Below are 20286 nucleotides of genomic sequence, written 5' to 3' on the forward strand. Positions count from 1 at the left end.
TAATGTTAACCTTAAATAAAAATAAGTTAACATTAGAGGTGACAATCGTGACTGTAAGAAGTACTGATCAAACTTTTACATATGAGGAACTAGCTCAAAAAAATAAAGACTATGTGTGGCATCCATTTACCCAAATGAAAGATTTCTTGGAGGATGATCCAGTCATTATTGAAAGAGGAGAAGGAAGAAAATTATACGATGTGAATGGAAAAGGATATTGGGACGGTGTATCATCCATTTGGCTTAATGTTCACGGCCACCATGTACAAGAGCTGGATGATGCTATTCGTGAGCAACTAAATAAAATAGCGCACTCTACATTGCTAGGTATTGCGAATGTGCCAAGTATTTTGTTGGCCGAAAAAATTATTGAAATTGTACCAAATGGACTGAAGAAAGTTTTTTATTCTGACTCCGGTGCCACATCGGTTGAGATTGCAATTAAAATGGCATTTCAATATTGGCAGCATAAAGGAAAACCTGAAAAGAAAAGGTTTATTACGATGAAAGAAGCGTATCATGGTGACACAATTGGAGCGGTATCTGTTGGAGCTATTGATATGTTTCACCAAGTGTATAGTACGCTTCTATTTGATACGTTAAAAGTACCATATCCGTATACATATCGTTCTCCTTATGGGGAAAATCACCAAGTTATTGTGAAAAAACATTTAGAAGAAATGGAAGAGATGTTGCGACAAAATCACGAAGAAGTAGCAGCTGTTATTGTAGAGCCTCTTGTGCAAGGAGCGAGCGGCATTATTACAATGCCAGAGGGCTATTTAAAAGGATTGCGAGAACTTTGTACAGCTTACAATGTTCTTCTTATTACAGATGAAGTAGCCACAGGATTTGGCAGAACAGGTAAAATGTTTGCATGTGAACATGAGGGCGTTACTCCGGATATTTTAACGGCTGGAAAAGGGTTAACAGGAGGATATTTACCAGTTGCAATTACAGTAACAACCGATGAAATTTATAATGCTTTTTTAGGTGACTATGAGGAGCAAAAAACATTTTTCCATGGTCATAGTTATACAGGGAATCCACTAGGTTGTGCAGTAGCACTTGCGAATTTGAAATTATTTGAAACTACAAACCTTATAGAAGCTGTTGCTCATAAAGCGGAATATATTGCAAAACGGTTAGAAGTTTTTCATGAATTTAAACATGTGGGAGATATTCGTCAGCGTGGTTTTATGATTGGTCTTGAGCTCGTAGAAAACAAAGAAACGAAAGAAGGGTATTCTTGGCGGGAACAAATGGGTGTGAAGGTTTGTAGAAGAGCACGTGATTTAGGTATGATTCTTCGTCCATTAGGAAATGTTGTTGTATTTATGCCGCCGCTCGCTTCTACAATAGAAGAACTTGATGATATGATTACGATTTTACATCAAGCAATTCAAGAAGTAACGGAGGGATACTGATGAGAGGTTTCTTTGTGACAGCAACTGATACTGAAGTAGGCAAAACGGTTGTAACAGGTGCATTAGCAGGTGTACTTCGTCAGCGCGGTCATAATATCGGTGTGTATAAACCACTGCAAAGCGGTCATCTTTCCTCTCATCCAGAAGGTGATGCTGCCCGCTTGAAAGCAGCGGCAAGTGTGATGACATCATGCGAAGAGATTTGTCCTTATTCAGTTGAAGAACCGCTTGCACCGCGTTTAGCTATGAAACGAGCAGGAAGACAAGTACTATTATCAGATATTACAAAGCATTACAAAGAATTATCAAAACAATTTGATTCTTTGTTTGTGGAAGGGGCTGGTGGGCTTGTAGTTCCTTACACAGAAGATGCTCTCGTTGTCGATTTTGCGAAACAGTTACAATTACCGTTACTTATTGTAGCACGTCCAACACTTGGTACAGTGAATCATACTGTTTTAACTATTTCTTATGCAAAAGCACAAGGACTATCAGTCGCAGGTGTCATTTTTTCTGGGTGCCAACAATATGAAAAAGAGAGAGTGCTAGAAAATAAAAAAATGATTGAAGAGTTAAGTGACGTACCGGTTATTGGATTATTACCAGCGCTTCGTGAAGGATTTACACGAAATGAACTATTACAAGCAGCAGAAGAGAGCATTGCTATCTCAAAATTAGAGGAGTTTTTGCGTCATGAATCCAGCGTGGGAAGCACATTTTCAGTCTAAATTAACGAGTCTTACAGAAACATCACAGCACCGAACATTATTCGTGACGGAACATGCAGAAAAAACGTGGCTCGTTCGAAATGGAAAGAGGCTGCTAAATCTAGCCTCAAATAATTACTTAGGATTAGCTGGAGATGGACGGTTAAAAGAAGCTGCAATGGAAGCAACAAAAAGGTATGGGACAGGAGCAACAGCATCCCGTTTGGTTGTAGGTAACTATCCGTTATATGAAGAAATTGAACAACGTATATGCGCATGGAAAGAAACTGAAAAAGCACTAATTGTGAATAGCGGCTACACAGCAAATGTTGGAGCGATTTCTTCACTTGTAGGCCGGCATGACATTGTGTTTAGCGATAAGCTCAATCATGCAAGTATCGTAGATGGCATCGTATTAAGCGGTGCAGAGCATAAGCGCTATCGTCATAATGATATGGAACATTTAGAGAGATTGCTGAAATCTGCTCCAGCAGAAAAACGAAAGCTGATCGTCACAGATACTATTTTTAGCATGGATGGAGATAGGGCTCATCTAGAGGATTTAGTAATGCTGAAAGAAAAGTACGGAGCGCTTCTTATGGTTGATGAGGCGCATGCTGGCGGAGTTTACGGCAAGAATGGAGCAGGCCTTGCTCATAAGCATCCAGAATTGGCAAAGTGTGTAGATATTCATATGGGTACGTTTAGTAAAGCGCTAGGTTGTTATGGTGCTTACATTACCGGACGAGCTGTTTGTATTGATTATATGATCAATACTATGCGCAGTTTAATTTTTACAACTGCTTTACCTCCAGGAATGCTTGGAGCAATCGGGGAAGCAATTGAAATTGTAAGCAAAAATGAAGTGTATCGTCAAAGGTTAATAGAAAATGGCCAATATTTCCGCACCACTCTGCAAGAAGCTGGTTTTCAGATTGGAGAAAGCACCACGCATATTGTTCCTGTTATTGTGGGTTCTAATGAAGCAGTGCTTCGTTTTAGTATGAAATTGCAAGAGGCAGGAATAGCGGCAATTGCCATTCGTCCCCCTACTGTTCCACAGCATAGTTCACGCATTCGGTTTGCTGTAACAGCACAGCATGCGAATGATGATTTACAGTGGGCAGCCCAGCAGATTGTACAAATTGGAAAGGAGGAAGGGGTGATTTCATGAAGCAATTTAGCCTTGTGCTTATTCCTGGATGGGGCATGGAGGAACAAATTTGGGAGTCGTTTCTTCCATATGTACATGATTTTCCAGTACACGTTGTTCATTGGCGGAATGTTGAAGAGCAACAGGATTTTGAACGACGAATCATAGAGGTAGCTAAAGATAAAGAAGTGATTTTAATTGGCTGGTCACTTGGTGCATTGGCAACCCTTCAAGTTTATAATTCATTGCAAACGAAAGGGATCGTTTTATTAGGAGGAACAGCGAAATTTACAATGGACTCTGATTATGTACATGGATGGAAAGGGTCTTTTGTCGAAAGACTGAAACGAAGTCTTCTCAAACAAAAAGATGCTACGTTGAAAAAATTTTATGTAAGCATGTTTTCAAAGACGGAGCAGGAAATGGGAGAGGAGCAGGCATTTCTAAAAATAGCTGAGGAGTTTCAAGGTGATTCGATTGACTCTTTGCAATGTGGACTTGATTACTTAATAAAAACAGATGCCAGAGAACAGCTGCAGCAAATAGATGTTCCGTTATTACTTCTTCATGGAAAAGCTGATGCCATTTGTCCTCCTTCTGCGGCGCAGTATATACGCGAAAAAACAAATGCATCGCTAACGATTATAGAGGAAGCTGGACATGCACTTTGTTTTACACATGCAGAACGATGTGCTAAAGAAATTTTACAGTTTGTAAGGGGGATACAACAAAATGATCAACAAGACGTTATTACAAAAACGATTTAATCAAGCTGCTGTATCCTATGATCAATATGCAAATGTACAAAAAAAGATGGCAGACAAGCTGCTTGCTTATATGAAAGAAAATTACGATGTAACGGCGCAAATTCGTATTTTAGAGCTTGGATGCGGCACAGGTTATGTAACAGAGAAGCTAGCGACATCTTTTCCAAATGCGACAATTACAGCTGTTGATTTTGCAGAAGGTATGATTGCGAAAGCAAAAACACAGTGTAATGTGGAGTCTGTTACATTTCGATGTGAAGACATTGAACATATTAAACTTTATGAACAATATGATGTGATGATATCTAATGCAACGTTTCAATGGTTAAATGATTTATCAGCTGTATTAACGAATTTATATAAAAATTTACGTGAAGATGGTGTGCTACTATTTTCAACATTTGGATATAAAACGTTTCATGAGCTGCATACGTCATTTCAACTTGCAAAAATAGCGAGTGCAATAGAGGATACAACAACTGTTGGTCAAATTTTTTTAACAGGACTACAGTTGCAAGAATTATGTAAAAGAATAACAGGGGATATACATGTTGCTGAAACATGTTACATAGAAACTTTTGCTACAGTTCGTGAATTTTTACAATCTATTCGTAAAGTTGGGGCTACGAACAGTAATGAAGGATCCTATTGCCAAAGTCCTTCTATCTTTCGTAATATGCTTCGCATATATGAACAAGATTTTATGGAAGATGGAAGAATTGCAGCAACATATCATGCTTTATTTTCTTATATGAAAAAAGAGGGGAAGAGAATAAATGAAACATGTACAAACGAAAACAAATTGGAAGCAAATCGCATCTGAGGTCGTGCAAGGAAGAGCTGTAACGAAAGAAGAAGCATTCAATATTCTACAAGCAGATGATACAGAAATTTTAGAGATTATGAATGCTGCATACGTGATTCGTAATCATTATTTTGGAAAAAAAGTAAAACTAAATATGATTATTAATACGAAATCTGGTCTATGCCCGGAGGATTGTGGGTATTGTTCCCAATCAATCGTATCAGAGGCTCCCATTGATAAGTATGCTTGGTTAACGCAAGAGAAGATTGTAGAAGGTGCACATGAAGCGATTCGACGCAAGGCAGGTACATATTGTATTGTTGCTTCCGGCCGCCGTCCAACTAATAAAGAAGTAGAACATGTCATTGGAGCGGTAAAAGAAATCCGTGATACGACTGATTTGAAGATTTGCTGTTGTTTAGGATTTTTAAATGAAGATCAAGCGCAGCGTCTTGCAGAAGCTGGTGTGCATCGTTACAATCATAATTTAAATACGCATGTAGATAATTATGAGAGTATTTGCTCAACTCATACGTACGACGATCGTGTTGATACAGTTGAAAAAGCGAAGCATGCGGGTATATCACCATGTTCGGGTGCTATTTTCGGAATGGGAGAAACGAAGGAGCAACGTGTAGAAATTGCATTTGAATTGAAACGCATAGATGCGGATTCTATCCCATGTAATTTCCTTGTTGCTGTAAATGGAACACCGTTAGAAGGGCAAAAAGAATTAACACCAGTAGAGTGCTTAAAAGTATTAGCAATGATGCGCTTTGTGAATCCGTCAAAAGAAATTCGGATTTCTGGTGGACGTGAAATTAATTTACGCTCTGTTCAACCACTTGGTTTATTTGCTGCAAACTCAATCTTTGTTGGTGATTATTTAACGACAGATGGCCAAGAGCCAACAGCAGACTGGGGAATGATTGAAGATTTAGGGTTTGAAATTGAGGAATGTGCGTTGTAATAAAGTGAAACTTTCATCAGTGGGGGTCTTACTGTCCGCGAATAGCGGGATAAAGTTACATGGATTTTAGTTGTGAGAAATCAATAAAGATTAGGGAAGAAAGCTCTTGATATAGGAGCTTTCTTTTTTGTAAATAAAATGTAATAAAACGTATATAACCCTTGTGGCCATTCAACTTGTAAGGCGATGAACATGATATGCAGCCGAATTTCCCGCTCCGCAATTGTACATAGTAAGAGAGATATCAACAACGGTTTGGAGAGATTTGTATGCATAAATATATATTAGCAATTATGAGCTTTCTTATTTTGTTAAAAGCAATTAGTGCAGACCCAGTGAAAGCAATTGAAAATCCTGAACAGAAAGATATGCAAGCGAGAATTGAGCAGCATTTTCGGCATCAAGCTGAGTATTTTGGAATTGAAACAGAAGGAAAAGATTTAAAAGAAGTGGGCAGAGAGCTTCATATTGCGCAAGAGGAACAGAGAAAAGAAAAAATGAGAAAGCAAAAAGAGGCCGAAGCCTCTTTTGGTTGTTTGCTCGAAATCTAACCGGCCATAAGAGCCCGATTGGTTCAACTAACCTTTTGTGAGGAAAAGCACCTCACAAAAGGAAGTTTCACTTTATGCCCATTGGCGGGATAGGTTTGCCATTTCAATGGCTGCAACAGCAGATTCCCAGCCTTTATTTCCAGCTTTTGTACCAGCACGTTCAATTGCTTGTTCAATTGTTTCTGTTGTTAATACGCCGAAGATAACTGGGATTTCTGTTTGTAATGAAAGCGAAGCCACACCTTTTGCAACTTCATTACAAACATAATCATAATGCGTTGTTGCACCGCGGATTACTGTTCCAAGTGTAATAACTGCATCGTATTTTCCGCTGTTTGCCATTTTCTTCGCGATTAATGGAATTTCAAATGCACCAGGAACCCAAGCGACATCAATGTTACTTTCTTCTACTCCGTGACGCTTTAAACCGTCTAATGCACCGCCTAATAACTTGCTTGTAATAAATTCGTTAAAACGACCAACGACAATACCTACTTTTAATCCTGTACCAACTAAATGACCTTCGAATACCATAATGTATCTCTCCCTTAATCTATTATAAATTTAATAAATGACCTAATTTTGTTGATTTCGTTTGTAAATATGCCTTATTTTCTTCTTTTGCCGGCATTTGCAATGGTACGCGTTCGACAACTTCTAGATCATAACCTTGTAAGCCCGCGATTTTACGTGGGTTATTTGTTAAGAGGCGAAGTTGCTGTAATCCTAAATCTTTTAAAATTTGTGCGCCAATACCATAGTCGCGAAGATCAGCTGCAAAGCCAAGCTTTTCATTTGCTTCTACAGTATCGTAACCTTCTTCTTGCAGCTTATATGCGCGTAATTTATTAAGCAGTCCAATGCCGCGTCCTTCTTGACGCATGTATAGAAGAACCCCTTTTCCTTCTTGTTCAATTTGAGTAAGGGCTGCATGAAGCTGCGGACCACAGTCGCAGCGGCAAGATCCAAATACATCGCCAGTTAAACATTCAGAATGGACGCGTACAAGCGTTGGCTTACCTGTGGAAACATCCCCTTTTATAAGAGCGATATGTTCTTTATCGTCAAGAGAATTGGAGTAGCCAATTGCTTGGAATGTACCAAAATCCGTTGGTAAAGTAATTTCGACTTCGCGCTGTACAAGTGTTTCATGATGACGGCGATATGCAATTAAGTCTTCGATTGTAATCATTTTAAGATTAAATTGCTTTGCAATCTCTAATAAATCAGGAACTCGTGCCATCGTACCATCTTCATTTATAATTTCACAAATAACGCCTGCTGGTTCTGCACCGCATAATTTTGCTAAATCTACAGCAGCCTCTGTGTGCCCAGCGCGGCGGAGAACACCACCTGCTTTTGCGATTAAAGGAAAAATATGTCCAGGGCGCTTAAAATCACTTGCTTTAGCTTTAGGGTTTAGTAGCTCCTGTACAGTTGTCGCACGTTCATGAGCACTAATACCGGTTGTTGTTGAAATGTGATCGATGCTAACTGTAAAGGCAGTGCCGTGAGAATCTGTATTATTTGAAACCATTGGCTTTAGTTCCAAACGATCGGCATAGTCTTCTGTAATCGGAACACATACAAGACCGCGCCCGTGTGTAATCATGAAATTGATTGTTTCCGGTGTAATGTACTCACCTAAGGCAATAAAATCCCCTTCGTTTTCTCTATTTTCATCATCACATACGATGACAACTTTTCCTTGCTTTAAATCTTCTAGCGCTTCTTCAATACGATGAAACATTTCATTTCCTCCCTTATAGGAATCCGTTGTCTTGTAAAAAGCTTTCTGTAAGCGAGCTTTTTTTAGGTGCTGCCTGCGTAATAAAACGTTCAATATATTTTCCAATCATATCGCATTCAATATTCACGATATCGCCGGCAGTTTTCTTTCCGATTACTGACTGACTTAACGTATGTGGAATGAGAGAGATTGTAATGGATGAGTCATCAACACCAAAAATCGTAAGACTCGTACCATCGATGGCAACGGATCCTTTTTGTAAACAATAACGAAGTAGTTCATTGGGTAATTGTATTTTGTAATATACGGCATTATAGCTTCGTTTTTTATTAACAATTGTTCCAATACCGTCAATATGTCCTGTAACGAAATGTCCACCAAAGCGACCATTTGCACTCATAGCGCGCTCTAAATTTACCTCTGCACCGCGGCTAAGAGTTTGCAGCGAAGTTGCTCGCATCGTCTCCGGCATAACATCAACGGTAAAAGAGTGTGTTGTAAAAGAAGTGACAGTTAAACATATCCCGTTTACAGCAATGCTGTCGCCTAAGTTTACATCCGACAAAATAGTTTGTGCGGAAATTGTAAGTTGCATTGCTTCGCCGGTTTGCTGCATGTTAGCAATTGTTCCAAGCTCCTCAACAATTCCTGTGAACATAAGGCACCTCTTTTCTTGGTGTAGCAACGACTTTTATGTCATCGCCGATTTGTTCCATCGATTGAATGTGCAAGGTAAGTGCATCTTGCAGTTTTGTGAAACCATTTCCGCCAAACCATGTTGGAGCATCTTTACCACCAATTAGTTTTGGACTAATATACGTAATCAGTTCCTGAAAGCATTTCGCTTCTAAGAAACTCGCATGAATAGTTTGTCCGCCTTCGACAAAGAGAGAAAGAATATTTTTTTCTCCAAGAAGATCAAGCATTCCGCTTATTTCAATGTTACTTGTCTTCATTTGCAATACGGATACCATATCAGATTGAAATTTTGCAATTTTTTCTTTTGAAACGCTATTTCCAACAACAATCCATGTTGGCACCTCTCCATCTGTAATCACATGGGATGAAAGTGGAGTTCGTAAATGCGTATCAAGTACGATGCGAATCGGATTTTTCCCGCCATTTACAAGGCGCGTTGTTAAATGCGGATTATCAGCAATTATTGTATTTACACCAACGAGAATGGCATCGTGTGTATGACGATAACGATGTACATCAGCCCGCGATGCTTCACCTGTAATCCATTTACTTTCTCCTGTACGAGTAGCGATTTTTCCATCTAGACTCATTGCTGTTTTTAAGGTTACAAATGGACGCTTTGTTTTCATGTAGTGAAAAAAGTAACGATTTAATTCTTTTGCTTCCTTTTCGAGTACACCAATTGTTACGTCAATTCCAGCCTCTTGTAAACGCTTGACACCTTGACCTGAAACAAGCGGATTACTATCGAGCACTGCAATGACTACTCGGCTTACGTTCTTTTTTATAAGTAAATCACAGCAAGGGGGGGTTCTTCCATGATGACTGCATGGTTCTAACGTTACATATACTGTTGCACCATGGGCATTTTCACCCGTCATGTGTAGAGCGTGAACTTCAGCGTGTTCAGTTCCTGCTCGTAAATGAGCTCCTACTCCAATGATATTTCCATCTTTTACAACAACAGCACCGACCATTGGATTAGGACTTGTTTGACCAGCTGTATTTTTTGCTAATTGCAAAGCAAGTGCCATATATTCTTGATCTGTCATAAACTCACCTCTCTTAAAAAATCAAAAAACCCCAAGGACATAATCCTTGGGGTGAGAGAGACGATGTTTCTAGAAATATAAGAAGGATACGAGAGTATGCTTAAGAAACCTAGCAAATATCGATTTTTTCACATGCTAGTGTTATCCCGTTATTTCAGCAGAGAACCAAATGGTATACGAAAGAAAACAAGTGTATGTTTAAAAATAAACAATACAAATGCACATGCTGAAATAAACGTTGTATCCTATTATACGTACTAGAAAACATATCCTTCTCCCATCCAGACTATACTGTCGGTTCTAGATTCTCACTAGATCCACCGTTTTCAACTTGAAAACGGGTCACGGACTTAGAAGTGTGAACTTCATCACCGCCGGTTGGGAATTTCACCCGACCCCGAAGGATGCTGTTTGCTCACATTATAGCACAAAAAAGAAAAAAGGCTATAAAAAATATTTGAATGTGAAGAATTACATGAAAATAAAAGAGGAGCTAAAGCTGCATCAGCGGCGGGATTAATTTGCTATACTAGTGTAGAAAAGGTTTTATATCGTGTTTAAAACGAGGTGAGAGTATGAAAAAATATATTGCTGTAGGAATAGGCGGTATTATTGGAGCTTTGGCTCGCTATGGAGTAGGCCAATTGCTTGAACCAACATCTTCTGCTGGTTTTCCATTAGCAACATGGTTAGCCAATATGAGTGGTAGCTTTTTATTAGCATTTTTAACGATGTCTATTTTTCGGATGAAACAAGTTTCACCGCTTATGATAAGTGCTGTTGGTACAGGAATAATTGGTGCGTTTACAACATTTTCAACGTTTAGTGTAGAAACACTGAAGCTACTACAGCATGAAGCATTCACAATGGCATTTTTATATGTGGGCGCAAGTATGATAGGGGGATTACTTTTAGCTTTTAGTGGATTTTATGCTGGGAATATGCTGTATGAACGCAGGTTGAGGGAAGAAGGAAACATATGAGTATTCTACTTGTCAGTATCGGGGGCTTTTTCGGTGCAATTACACGTTTTTTTATTAGTACTGTAGCGAAAGAAAAGTACGGAAATGCTTTTCCATATGGAACATTTTTTATAAATATAATCGGCTCATTTTTACTTGGTATGTTAAATGGTGCTGAAGTAGCTAAAATGTGGATATTGTTATGTGGTACAGGATTTATGGGAGCATTTACGACGTTTTCAACATATCAGCTAGAAATGGTACAACTTATACATACACGAGAAGGGAAAAAGGCATTACTATATTTTGTTATGAGTTATGCAATAGGTATTGGCAGTGCTTTTGTTGGATTTTATATTGGGAACATGTAAAAATACGCGCACATTTTCTTGTGCGCGTGTTTTTTATTCTTTCGGTGCACGTACAACAGATTCAAATTTTCCTTTATGTGAACCATCGCAATACGGCATATTCTGGGATAATCCACAACGGCATAGAGAAAATGCCGGTTTAGCTGGAAATACATTCCCTTCAGCATCGATTAGTTCCACATCCCCTGTAATACGGAACGAACCATTATTATTTACTTTAATTTGTACTTTTTCCATTGTTACACCTCCTTACCAAACGCTTATGTCTATCATATACTTACTAGAATTACTTGACAATGTTTAGAAACAATGCTTTTTGTGAGAAAATAGAAATGATATAATAAGTGATATACTGAAAAAATATTAAGGTGAACATAAACATGAACAAACAATTACGTACATTACAAAACATTGCAAAAGAGCGAACGTGGGTATCATTTTTAAACAATAATCATCCATACAGCTTACTTCATTGGTCGATTGCTGGTGTGCAGCAAGAAGTGAAGGATGTATGGTTATTACAAGATGAAGTAACATTTCAAACAACAGAATTCCCATCGCTTGATGAAGCGGTAAAATGGATTTCTGAAAATATGGATCAAGTTACAGACGTATTGGCGTAACATAATCTTGCTATTAGTAGGTACTTGATATAATAAGACTTCTGTTGTTGGTTGAAATAGGAAAAAGGCTAATTCATTAAGGGATGAATTAGCCTTTTTTGTATAATTTTACAGGTTTTATCCCGCATTAACGGGCAGTAATACCTTCACCTCAAGATTCAAAGAAGAGCGAAGAAGATAGGTGGGGGATAAAGCCTGATGGAAGCTTCACTTTATTCCATATGTATAAAAACGTACAATGTGTACATCATACAATCGATAGAAACAGCAAAAGAAGGTGGAAGTTGTTGCGGAAACGATTGAGCATAATAAGTATCATCATATGTTTTTGTATTGCCGGATGTAATAGAGAGGAACATGTTAATAAATCAAGTGTCAAAGGGGTTTTATCCGCCGATCAAATCGAATTTGATATTAAAAATATAAGCCGTGTAGCGCATTATGATGTGTGGACTGCGAAACAAAACCACACGCTTCTTGTTATAAACTTTTCTTTAAAAAACAATAGAAACAAAAGTATTGTTGTTAAACCTGCTCAGTTTAATGTTATTTCAACGACTGGAAAAATATACGGGGTCGTTCAAACGAAAAGGAATCCAAGTATATTGCATGATAGAAGGCTAAAATCATACGATTCATTGCAAACGAGCATTATATTTGAAATGCCTAAAGAAGAGATGGAATCTGAATTGTTGTTTGCTCCTGATTTTGCTAAAGATGAACCGATTGTTCTTTCGTTAAAATAAAGTGAAATTTCCATCAGTGGGAGTTTTTTTCCTCCACTGATGGAAAGCTCTCATCAATCGGGTTCTTACTGTCCAAAAGGAGCAGGAAAAAACAGGCTTATGCAAGCCTGTTTTTTGTTTCGTTTACGTATGTTGTTAAAAATTGATCAATTGCCGATTCATATTCTTCTTTATTTTCTGCATAAGAACAAGCGTGAGCGCCTTTTTCTGCAATAAAGAGTTCTTTTGCGCCTTCTTTTGCTTCATGCAATGCTTGTGTCATTTTACATAAAATGTATTCATCGTCTTTACTGTGGATGAACAATACAGGATTTTTAATGTTTTTCACACAATCAATAGGAGAAACTTCCTGAATTGTATAACCATCGCGCACTTTTAAAAATGCATTAGCGAGTGGTAAAAGAGGCCATTTTGGTAGATGAAACTCAGCCTTTAAACGGTAATGAAGCTGTTCGTAAAAATCAGAGAATGGACAGTCGGCAATGTAAAAGTCAGCACCGTCCTCGACCATACCTGCATATTGTAATAATGTTGCTGCTCCCATGGATTCACCATGAATACCAAGTGTAATATTTGAACCGAATCGTTGTTTGAGCCAATCCACTACCGTCTTTAAATCGTGTTTCTCGTAATAGCCGTAACTTGTTGTTTTGCCTCCTGTTTGGCCGTGGCGGCGATGATCATAAATAAACACGTTGAATCCTCTGTTTAAAAATAAATTTGCATACTTTATAGAATTCATTTTATTGACGGTGACGCCGTGGCAAAAAATCATGAACTTATTTGAATTGTTAACAGGAATATAGTAGCCATGAATGTTATAACCAAATTGCGAAGAGAGGTATACTTCTTCTTTCTGTAGAGCTTCAAAATCCTCCAAGCGAAAATGCTGTTTTGTTTCACGTTCTAAAATTTCTTCTTCTGTTTTTTTCTTTAAATACATGACTGCATTTGTGAAGAAAATGCCAATCCCAATAAGAGTACCCAATATCGTTAGTAATGCTGTCCAAAACGCTTTCATACTCCATCCTCCAAGCTACAATACATATGATACAATTATATTGTATCATAACAATCTGTAAAGGTGAGAGAAGTGAGTATGATGAGAATTCAAAATATAACAGCAGAGATGCGAGAAGAAATTGGTCAATTTATGCAAGAAAATTGGGGCAGTACTGTAATGGTTTCAAGAGGACATATCCATCAATTAGATCGATTACCAGGGTTTCTTGTAGTGGAAAATAACGAAATAATAGGAATTATCACATATTATATCATTGATAAAAATTGTGAAATTGTATCACTTGATAGTTTCAAAGAAAAAAGAGGGATTGGTACACAGCTTGTAGAGTGTGTAATAGATGCGGCAAAGAAACAATTTTGTGAAAAAATTTGGCTTATCACGACAAATGATAATGTAAATGCGATGCGATTTTACCAGAAACGAGGATTTACTATGACAAATCTATACATAGATGCTGTACAAGAAGCTCGTAAGTTGAAACGAGAAATTCCGATTATTGGCTATGAGGGAATTCCAATCTTACATGAAATTGAGTTTGAAAAAAAAATATGTCAAATTAAAAGTTAGATAAGCTAAAATATATGCTCTTATTTTATAAATAGGAAGTTTTTTTATTATAGGAATTTATTAGGAGAAAATGAATGTGATAATTACATGAATGTGCTAATTTGATAATTTCACAGACTAGTATACATCATATATAATTATAATGATTCTAATGATTAGGATGAGAAAAGGAGAGATGAGATGATATTTTTCTTTCAATTAGCAGTAATTTTGCTAAGTACAAAGCTTGCGGGTGACTTAAGTGTCAGGCTAGGGCAACCGTCTGTACTTGGAAAACTTATTGTTGGTATTGTGATTGGTCCAGCAGTATTGGGATTAATTGATAATACAGATTTACTGAAGCAATTAAGTGAAGTCGGGGTTATTCTCCTCATGTTTATGGCTGGTTTAGAAACGGATTTAAAGGAACTAAATGAAAATCGCAATTCTTCTTTAGCAGTAGCAGTGGGTGGAATTATTATGCCGTTTCTAGGTGGCTATGTTGCCGGTCTGATTATGGGAATGGAGCAAGCAAATGCAGTTTTTTTAGGCTTACTTCTTTGTGCAACTAGCGTTAGTATCTCTGTGCAAACGCTTCGGGATTTAGGGAAAATGAAAACGCGCGAAAGTACAACAATGCTTGGCGCAGCTGTGTTTGATGATATCCTTGTTGTTATTTTGCTTGCTTTTGCCATGAGTTTCTTAGGTGCAGGTGATGTGAATCTAACAATGATTATTTTGAAAAAGGTTGTCTTCTTTGCAGCAATTATCCTAATCGGATGGAAAGGTGTTCCAATGATTATGCGCTGGCTTTCTCCGCTTCGTGTGTCAGAATCTATTATTAGCGCAGCCCTTATTATTTGTTTCTCCTTCGCTTATTTTGGAGAATTACTAGGAATAGCGGGAATTATCGGAGCGTTTGCGGCAGGGATTGCTATCTCCCAAACAGATTATAAACATGAAGTTGAGAAGAAAGTTGAACCAATTGCCTATGCAATGTTTGTTCCTATTTTCTTTGTAAGTATTGGGATGAATATTACGTTTGCAGGACTTGGAGATAAAGTTTGGTTTATTGCCATTTTAACAGTAATTGCTGTGTTAACGAAATTGATTGGTTGCGGTCTTGGAGCACGTATGACAGGTTTTGATTTACAGTCTTCTACAATCATTGGATCTGGAATGGTTTCACGTGGCGAAGTAGCCTTGATTATTGCAGGACAAGGTTTGGCTTCAGGATTATTAGCGCAAGATTACTTTACAGCGATTGTTATTGTTGTTATTTTGACAACGATGATTACACCGCCGATGTTAAAGAAAACATTTGCGATAAAAGACAAGCAATTGAAAGAGGAAAGAAGTGCAATGTAAGCACTTCTTTTTTTATGTAACAATTTTCAGAAATATATAACAATAACCTTGACGTAGGCTTTATTTTGTTTTACGGTGAGGTTGTAAACTATTTCCATGTTAAGGGGTGAAGATGTGGCAACGATACGCGATGTTGCAAAGTTGGCAGGAGTTTCAGTCGCAACAGTTTCACGAGTATTAAATGAAAAAGGGTATGTACATGAAGATACGGTAAAACAAGTGAAGAAAGCAATTGAAGAGTTGCAATATAGACCAAATGCGGTGGCCAAGGCGCTATTTAAAAAATCTTCTACGATGATTGCTCTGCTTGTACCTGACTTACAAGACCCGGCATCCTTACCATTACTTACAGTTATTGAAGAAGAAGCTTACAAAGAAGGATATCAAATTATTATATGCAATATGAAACATAAGCGTGGTTACATGGATGTATTGGAACAAAATAATATTGCAGGTGTTATTATGACACGTGATGTATATGAAAGCTTGCAAAAAGAAATAGTATCAGTTCCGTTTGTAATTGTAGATTCGGTTGAGGGGTTTTCTTTACATTATTATAATGCGGCGATACAAGCTGTTTCTGTTCTAGAAGAGAAAGGATGTCAGTTTCTTGCCTATATTCATGAAGATACAAATAATGAAGCGATGGAAGAATATTTCACTGGTTTTTTAGACGCGGTTTGGGAGAAGAAGATATCTTACCGAGTTATAGAAACGTATAGGGAAGAGATAGATTCAGAACAAATAGCTGTGGAGGTATTACAAAAATATCCATACATAGATGGTATCATTACTTGTAGCGATATTGTAGGGATTGGCTTTATTCGTGCTGCACAAAAGCTTTATATCTCCATTCCAAAACATTTACAAGTTATTGGTTTAAATGGAATTGTACAAGGGGAGTGGTCTACGCCAGCTTTAACGACAATTGCTCAGCCGATAACAAGTATAGGAGCACTTGCTATTCATAAGTTAATTGCAAAAATAAAAAAGGTGGAATATAACCAAGAGGTAGCTGATTTGGATTTCGTTCTAATTGAGAGAGAATCAACAAAGTAAAAGGTGCGTGAGAACACGCGCCTTTTTTTCTATTTTGTTACTCGTAGGGCCGTAGGAGTCTGATTGATGAAATTTTCACTTAATCAAGGGTGTAGTAAGAAGTGCTCTTGTTTAATATCAAGTAACATTGTTGCAAAACGTGTATGTTCTTCAAAATTTGGAGAATGAGCTGAGTTCGGAAACCAAATCATTTTTTTTATAGGTGCGTTAAGAACATCGCAATATTGTTGTACAAGTGCATAAGGCGTTTGATAGTCATAGCGTCCAGAACAAAAATAGACAGGAAATGAAACGCTCGGCACTTGTGAAAAGAAATCAATCGTTAACATCTCTTTCCATAATTCCCCAGACTTCATATTTCCGCTAAAAAATTTAATCCAATCTATCCATGTGTATTCAGGGGATAGAAACCCTTTTCGAATGAAAGAAAAGAATGTCCCATTTTGAATAGCTCCACCAAAGATACCGAGCCATTTCCTTTGGATAAGTAGTCTCCTTTTATCTAGAAATGGAGGCTTTCCAAGCTTTTTTAAAGAAGCAAGTGCACGGGTATGTCCGCGCTGCTTTGCGGATCGAATTAAATGTTCAAAAAGCAGTTTCTCATTTTGCTTCATATGCACAATTTGGCCCACTCCGATATATGCTTCGATGTATTGAGGAGATTGCTGTGCAGCAAATAATCCAATGATGCTGCCCCAAGAGTGTCCAAGAAGAAATAATTTCCTTTTTTGAAACCTTTTTAGAAGATAATCGATTATTTTATGTGTATCTAAAACGTATTGCTCAATTGTTAGCGATTCTTTGAAATCTCGCCATGAAAAGGATTTTCCTGCTCCGCGCTGATCCCAGTTGACAACAATAAAATGTTTCTCAAGTTCTGTTTGAAAATGGCGTGCAAATCCAATTTGAGCCATTCCTGGTCCACCGTGTAAGCATAATAGAAGAGGTTGATTGAGATCTTGCCCACGAATGAGTAACGATTGTTTTCGATTATTTATAAGAACATTTTCAATTGTAGCAATACTATTTGAGATGTGTTTTTTATTTTTATCGTAAAAAGAGGGGGTGCTGCTGCGGATGAACATGAGGACGACCTCCTTTTGATTGCGATATATTGAACAGTGATGTTTTTTTCATCATATACTAAATATACTAATAAGAAATTATTGTATCATAACATAATAACTTTATCCCGCATTAACAAGCAGTAAGTTCCCAGTGATGGAAGTTTCACGTTAGCCTATGTTTAATAGAGAGGAGGGAGGAGGTGGAAATTGGTGAAATTATTGATCGTTTAAATAATCATGAATCGATAGCAATTGTTGCGAAACGACTGGAAATGAGTCCATATACACTATCAAAAAAATTACGATTACTCGGATATGGATATGATAATGAGCAGAAAAAAAGGGTATTTATTGGAGAAGGGGAGGAGCCTCGTCATTTACAATTAAAAGAAGCTGTAAGTCTACAGCAGGAAAAAATAGATTATCAGCGCCTCATTTATGAGCAATTGCAACATATTTATGAGTTGTTGCAAAAACGCGAATATGGAATACGTATCACGTCTGTGGAGCAAGAAGAGAAAAAAAAACGTACATTTTCTCTTTCTAAACAAGTACTAGAACAATTAGATTGTCTTTCTGTTAGAAATGGTGTGCATAAGTCTAAACTTGTAGAAATTGCACTGAAAGAATATTTAGAAAGATATCGTGAAAGATAATAAAAGCGGGATTTCCCGCTTTTATCCTACTATTTGCAGGCAGTAAGATTTAAAAGAAGAACTGCCTGTAGAAGCTTGATTTCTTCCACTCATGAAAATTGTATGTTATAACGGCTAATTTATTTTTTGAACACGCCCTTCAATTTTTGCTTCGATCGGTGATTTTGCCTGCTTCACATAATCTACTAATGCATCTAAATCATTCGGTCCTGTTTCTGTATTTGTTCCATTTTTAAAGGAAACAAAACCGTCTCCACCAGAAGCTAAAAAGGCATTCGCTACGACAGTATATGTTTGCGAGTCAACAAGAGCTTCGCCGTTTGATAAACGTACATCAATTACTTTTTCACCATCTGCTTTGTTAGCGTCCCATTTGTACGTGATACCAGAGATTTGGAGCATACGTGTTTTATCTTTTTGCCATTGCTGATTTAAAATGTCCCGAATATCTTTTCCAGTCAATGTTGATTTTATTAATTGGTTGCCAAAAGGTTGAATGCCATATAGTTCTCCCCATGTAATATCTCCTGCATCTAAATCGTTGCGAATACCGCCAGGATTCATAAGAGCAATTTGTCCGTTCATCGCACTGCGCTGTGCATCTGCAATTAAGTTACCAAGTGTTGACTCTCCAGCAGGTGATTCTTTTCTGTCTAAAGCAGTTGCAGCTTTACCGACAACTTCATTTACAAGTGGAGCGACTTTTTCAGCATACTGCTCGACTTTTTTCTTAATTTGTGGATCAGGTTGAATGCCATCGTGAAATGTTGTAACAATCTCAGCCTTTTTCTCTACAATATCTTTTGTTTTCTTATCAATTTTTAAGTCAACGTCTGCGAAAGCTGTACCGTACGAATAAGCTTGTACAAGAAGTTTTCCATTTACAGTTCCATTTACATATGCATGGTTATGGCCGCCAAAAATGACATCGACTTCTGGATCGGTATTTTGAGCTAAACGAACGAGATCACCATCTGTAATTCCTTTATCATCCGTTGTACCAGGATTGTGTGCTAATACAACAATTGCTTTTACACCTAATCGTTTTAATTGTTGTGCAGACTTGTTAATTGCCTCTACTTCATCTGTGAACTTTACGTTTTCAACCATTTTAGGCATAACGATGCTTGGTGTTTCTGTTGTGACGACACCAATAAAGCCGACTGGAACTCCTTGTACCATTTTTACTGTAAATGGCGGTAAAAATAAACGACCAGTTGTTTTGTTGTAAACATTGGCTGCAACGTAAGGGAACTGAGCACCTTTAAAGTTGCCAGTCTTTTCATGATAGCCACCATAAATAAGGCGACGCATTTCGTCTACACCTTCATCAAATTCATGGTTTCCAATTGTTCCAACATCAAAGCCAAGGTCGTTGAAAATATCAATTGTTGGTTCATCTTGTAATAAAGCAGAAATTGGTGGACTTGCTCCAACTGCGTCTCCGGCATGAACAAGTAGCGTATTTTTGTTCTGTTTTTCGCGGTCTCGCAAGTATGCAGCTAAGTAATCGACCCCACCGGCTTCCTTATTGTTTATTTTTTTTACTGTGTTTAATTGACCGTGGAAGTCATTAATGCCTAGCATTTGAACATCAATGTAACGATTTTCTTGTGTTGGTGTAGAAGTGGGCTGTGCTGCAAATACGCTTGAAAATGTGACTGTACTTAAAACAGCAACTGCCGGTATAATTTTTTTCCACATGTTTTTTGTTTCTCCCCTTTATATAAATCTGACATCATACGACATCATTTTAATAGATTATAAGAAAACAATCTATATAAAATTCTATATTTTAAGAAAATTTATAAAACAAAATCTCTTTATTTTTATATAGAAAATAAATCATTAATTATGGATGATTAACTGTTTTGCATTTTCATGTGGAATTGGAGCTGGGATTCGGGCAACTTAATAGAGATGCAGATACAGCTCTTGTGGTTGCTGGTAAATTGCACTTTCTACTATAATAAAGAAAAAAGT

Annotated in this window: 23 protein-coding genes and 1 riboswitch; of the genes, 15 read left to right on the plus strand and 8 right to left on the minus strand. The window is 37.5% G+C overall.

Annotated elements, in window-relative coordinates:
• Positions 1–2: 2 nt before the first annotated feature.
• The 7 genes from bioA (at position 3) to CN326_RS19585 (ending at position 6380) form a co-directional block, all read left to right on the plus strand.
• Positions 3–1427 (plus strand): adenosylmethionine--8-amino-7-oxononanoate transaminase, encoded by a 1425-nt coding sequence (gene bioA / locus CN326_RS19555; RefSeq protein WP_098310640.1) that lies wholly within the window; start codon positions 3–5, stop codon positions 1425–1427.
• Positions 1427–2155: a dethiobiotin synthase gene (gene bioD, locus CN326_RS19560; protein WP_098310641.1), complete on the plus strand. Its 729-nt coding sequence runs from the start codon at positions 1427–1429 to the stop codon at positions 2153–2155. The genes bioA and bioD overlap by 1 nt, the downstream gene beginning before the upstream one ends.
• Positions 2121–3308, plus strand: coding sequence for an 8-amino-7-oxononanoate synthase (bioF, locus tag CN326_RS19565; RefSeq protein ID WP_098310642.1), 1188 nt, complete (start codon positions 2121–2123; stop codon positions 3306–3308). Before bioD ends, bioF begins: the two co-directional genes overlap by 35 nt.
• Positions 3305–4054, plus strand: coding sequence for an alpha/beta fold hydrolase (locus CN326_RS19570; protein ID WP_098310643.1), 750 nt, complete (start codon positions 3305–3307; stop codon positions 4052–4054). The genes bioF and CN326_RS19570 overlap by 4 nt, the downstream gene beginning before the upstream one ends.
• Entirely contained in the window at positions 4020–4877 is an 858-nt protein-coding gene (bioC, locus tag CN326_RS19575; RefSeq protein WP_098310644.1) for a malonyl-ACP O-methyltransferase BioC, read from the plus strand. Before CN326_RS19570 ends, bioC begins: the two co-directional genes overlap by 35 nt.
• On the plus strand, positions 4831–5829 hold the full coding sequence (gene bioB / locus CN326_RS19580) for a biotin synthase BioB (protein WP_098310645.1): 999 nt from the start codon (positions 4831–4833) through the stop codon (positions 5827–5829). The genes bioC and bioB overlap by 47 nt, the downstream gene beginning before the upstream one ends.
• A gap of 269 nt (positions 5830–6098) precedes the next feature.
• A complete protein-coding gene (locus tag CN326_RS19585) occupies positions 6099–6380 on the plus strand; it encodes a hypothetical protein (RefSeq protein WP_098310646.1) in 282 nt (93 codons plus the stop codon).
• Between the two features lie 72 nt (positions 6381–6452).
• On the opposite strand, the gene ribH is transcribed toward CN326_RS19585, so the two are convergent.
• The 4 genes from ribH to ribD are packed head-to-tail and all read right to left on the minus strand — an operon-like array spanning position 6453 to position 9881.
• On the minus strand, positions 6453–6914 hold the full coding sequence (gene ribH / locus CN326_RS19590; protein WP_098310647.1) for a 6,7-dimethyl-8-ribityllumazine synthase: 462 nt from the start codon (positions 6912–6914) through the stop codon (positions 6453–6455).
• A 22-nt stretch (positions 6915–6936) separates the two neighbouring features.
• Positions 6937–8130: a bifunctional 3,4-dihydroxy-2-butanone-4-phosphate synthase/GTP cyclohydrolase II gene (locus tag CN326_RS19595; protein ID WP_098310648.1), complete on the minus strand. Its 1194-nt coding sequence runs from the start codon at positions 8128–8130 to the stop codon at positions 6937–6939.
• Between the two features lie 13 nt (positions 8131–8143).
• On the minus strand, positions 8144–8788 hold the full coding sequence (gene ribE / locus CN326_RS19600) for a riboflavin synthase (protein WP_098310649.1): 645 nt from the start codon (positions 8786–8788) through the stop codon (positions 8144–8146).
• Complete coding sequence (gene ribD / locus CN326_RS19605; RefSeq protein WP_098310650.1) at positions 8769–9881, minus strand: bifunctional diaminohydroxyphosphoribosylaminopyrimidine deaminase/5-amino-6-(5-phosphoribosylamino)uracil reductase RibD; 1113 nt, start codon at positions 9879–9881, stop codon at positions 8769–8771. Before ribD ends, ribE begins: the two co-directional genes overlap by 20 nt.
• Positions 9882–10146: 265 nt before the next feature.
• Positions 10147–10290: riboswitch (FMN riboswitch) on the minus strand.
• Between the two features lie 166 nt (positions 10291–10456).
• On the opposite strand from ribD, the gene crcB (CN326_RS19610) reads away from it, so the two are divergent.
• Complete coding sequence (gene crcB / locus CN326_RS19610; protein WP_098310651.1) at positions 10457–10864, plus strand: fluoride efflux transporter CrcB; 408 nt, start codon at positions 10457–10459, stop codon at positions 10862–10864.
• Positions 10861–11214, plus strand: a complete 354-nt coding sequence (gene crcB / locus CN326_RS19615; RefSeq protein ID WP_098310652.1) for a fluoride efflux transporter CrcB — start codon at positions 10861–10863, stop codon at positions 11212–11214. Before crcB (CN326_RS19610) ends, crcB (CN326_RS19615) begins: the two co-directional genes overlap by 4 nt.
• Positions 11215–11247: 33 nt before the next feature.
• Here the strand turns inward: crcB (CN326_RS19615) and CN326_RS19620 are convergent, their stop codons facing one another.
• Entirely contained in the window at positions 11248–11451 is a 204-nt protein-coding gene (locus tag CN326_RS19620) for a CDGSH iron-sulfur domain-containing protein (RefSeq protein ID WP_098310653.1), read from the minus strand.
• Positions 11452–11594: 143 nt separating this feature from the next.
• On the opposite strand from CN326_RS19620, the gene CN326_RS19625 reads away from it, so the two are divergent.
• Both CN326_RS19625 and CN326_RS19630 read left to right on the plus strand, forming a co-directional pair.
• Positions 11595–11837, plus strand: coding sequence for a DUF2552 family protein (locus CN326_RS19625; RefSeq protein WP_098310654.1), 243 nt, complete (start codon positions 11595–11597; stop codon positions 11835–11837).
• A gap of 287 nt (positions 11838–12124) precedes the next feature.
• Entirely contained in the window at positions 12125–12583 is a 459-nt protein-coding gene (locus tag CN326_RS19630; RefSeq protein WP_176524698.1) for a DUF4352 domain-containing protein, read from the plus strand.
• Positions 12584–12680: 97 nt separating this feature from the next.
• Here CN326_RS19630 and CN326_RS19635 read toward each other — a convergent pair whose 3' ends face one another.
• Positions 12681–13604: an alpha/beta hydrolase gene (locus CN326_RS19635; RefSeq protein ID WP_098310656.1), complete on the minus strand. Its 924-nt coding sequence runs from the start codon at positions 13602–13604 to the stop codon at positions 12681–12683.
• Between the two features lie 78 nt (positions 13605–13682).
• Between CN326_RS19635 and CN326_RS19640 the strand changes: the two genes are divergently transcribed.
• From CN326_RS19640 to CN326_RS19650, 3 genes are all read left to right on the plus strand, one after another.
• The gene (locus CN326_RS19640) at positions 13683–14174 is read left to right on the plus strand and encodes a GNAT family N-acetyltransferase (protein ID WP_098310657.1); all 492 of its coding nucleotides are present in this window, start codon (positions 13683–13685) and stop codon (positions 14172–14174) included.
• A gap of 180 nt (positions 14175–14354) precedes the next feature.
• Positions 14355–15521 carry a cation:proton antiporter gene (locus CN326_RS19645; protein ID WP_098310658.1) on the plus strand — a complete coding sequence of 389 codons (1167 nt, stop codon included), beginning with the start codon at positions 14355–14357 and terminating at the stop codon, positions 15519–15521.
• 114 nt (positions 15522–15635) lie between these two features.
• Complete coding sequence (locus CN326_RS19650) at positions 15636–16580, plus strand: LacI family DNA-binding transcriptional regulator (RefSeq protein WP_098310659.1); 945 nt, start codon at positions 15636–15638, stop codon at positions 16578–16580.
• An 83-nt stretch (positions 16581–16663) separates the two neighbouring features.
• Here the strand turns inward: CN326_RS19650 and CN326_RS19655 are convergent, their stop codons facing one another.
• Complete coding sequence (locus tag CN326_RS19655) at positions 16664–17665, minus strand: alpha/beta fold hydrolase (RefSeq protein WP_098310660.1); 1002 nt, start codon at positions 17663–17665, stop codon at positions 16664–16666.
• 182 nt (positions 17666–17847) lie between these two features.
• On the opposite strand from CN326_RS19655, the gene CN326_RS19660 reads away from it, so the two are divergent.
• Positions 17848–18303 (plus strand): ribbon-helix-helix domain-containing protein, encoded by a 456-nt coding sequence (locus CN326_RS19660; protein WP_098310661.1) that lies wholly within the window; start codon positions 17848–17850, stop codon positions 18301–18303.
• A gap of 114 nt (positions 18304–18417) precedes the next feature.
• On the opposite strand, the gene CN326_RS19665 is transcribed toward CN326_RS19660, so the two are convergent.
• Complete coding sequence (locus CN326_RS19665) at positions 18418–20007, minus strand: bifunctional metallophosphatase/5'-nucleotidase (protein ID WP_098310662.1); 1590 nt, start codon at positions 20005–20007, stop codon at positions 18418–18420.
• Positions 20008–20286 lie beyond the last annotated feature (279 nt).

Source organism: Bacillus sp. AFS018417, assembly GCF_002560985.1.
Taxonomy (GTDB): domain Bacteria; phylum Bacillota; class Bacilli; order Bacillales; family Bacillaceae_G; genus Bacillus_A; species Bacillus_A rhizoplanae.

Bases quoted from the DNA above. Each gene is read 5' to 3' on its own strand.
- CN326_RS19645 (WP_098310658.1), top strand. From the start codon at position 14,355: ATGATATTTTTCTTTCAATTAGCAGTAATTTTGCTAAGTACAAAGCTT.
- bioA (WP_098310640.1), top strand. From the start codon at position 3: ATGTTAACCTTAAATAAAAATAAGTTAACATTAGAGGTGACAATCGTG.
- ribH (WP_098310647.1), bottom strand. From the start codon at position 6,914: ATGGTATTCGAAGGTCATTTAGTTGGTACAGGATTAAAAGTAGGTATT.
- CN326_RS19640 (WP_098310657.1), top strand. From the start codon at position 13,683: ATGATGAGAATTCAAAATATAACAGCAGAGATGCGAGAAGAAATTGGT.
- crcB (WP_098310652.1), top strand. From the start codon at position 10,861: ATGAGTATTCTACTTGTCAGTATCGGGGGCTTTTTCGGTGCAATTACA.
- CN326_RS19570 (WP_098310643.1), top strand. From the start codon at position 3,305: ATGAAGCAATTTAGCCTTGTGCTTATTCCTGGATGGGGCATGGAGGAA.
- bioF (WP_098310642.1), top strand. From the start codon at position 2,121: ATGAATCCAGCGTGGGAAGCACATTTTCAGTCTAAATTAACGAGTCTT.
- bioD (WP_098310641.1), top strand. From the start codon at position 1,427: ATGAGAGGTTTCTTTGTGACAGCAACTGATACTGAAGTAGGCAAAACG.
- CN326_RS19620 (WP_098310653.1), bottom strand. From the start codon at position 11,451: ATGGAAAAAGTACAAATTAAAGTAAATAATAATGGTTCGTTCCGTATT.
- ribD (WP_098310650.1), bottom strand. From the start codon at position 9,881: ATGACAGATCAAGAATATATGGCACTTGCTTTGCAATTAGCAAAAAAT.
- ribE (WP_098310649.1), bottom strand. From the start codon at position 8,788: ATGTTCACAGGAATTGTTGAGGAGCTTGGAACAATTGCTAACATGCAG.
- CN326_RS19595 (WP_098310648.1), bottom strand. From the start codon at position 8,130: ATGTTTCATCGTATTGAAGAAGCGCTAGAAGATTTAAAGCAAGGAAAA.
- CN326_RS19585 (WP_098310646.1), top strand. From the start codon at position 6,099: ATGCATAAATATATATTAGCAATTATGAGCTTTCTTATTTTGTTAAAA.
- CN326_RS19625 (WP_098310654.1), top strand. From the start codon at position 11,595: ATGAACAAACAATTACGTACATTACAAAACATTGCAAAAGAGCGAACG.
- crcB (WP_098310651.1), top strand. From the start codon at position 10,457: ATGAAAAAATATATTGCTGTAGGAATAGGCGGTATTATTGGAGCTTTG.
- bioB (WP_098310645.1), top strand. From the start codon at position 4,831: ATGAAACATGTACAAACGAAAACAAATTGGAAGCAAATCGCATCTGAG.
- CN326_RS19665 (WP_098310662.1), bottom strand. From the start codon at position 20,007: ATGTGGAAAAAAATTATACCGGCAGTTGCTGTTTTAAGTACAGTCACA.
- CN326_RS19655 (WP_098310660.1), bottom strand. From the start codon at position 17,665: ATGTTCATCCGCAGCAGCACCCCCTCTTTTTACGATAAAAATAAAAAA.
- bioC (WP_098310644.1), top strand. From the start codon at position 4,020: ATGATCAACAAGACGTTATTACAAAAACGATTTAATCAAGCTGCTGTA.
- CN326_RS19635 (WP_098310656.1), bottom strand. From the start codon at position 13,604: ATGAAAGCGTTTTGGACAGCATTACTAACGATATTGGGTACTCTTATT.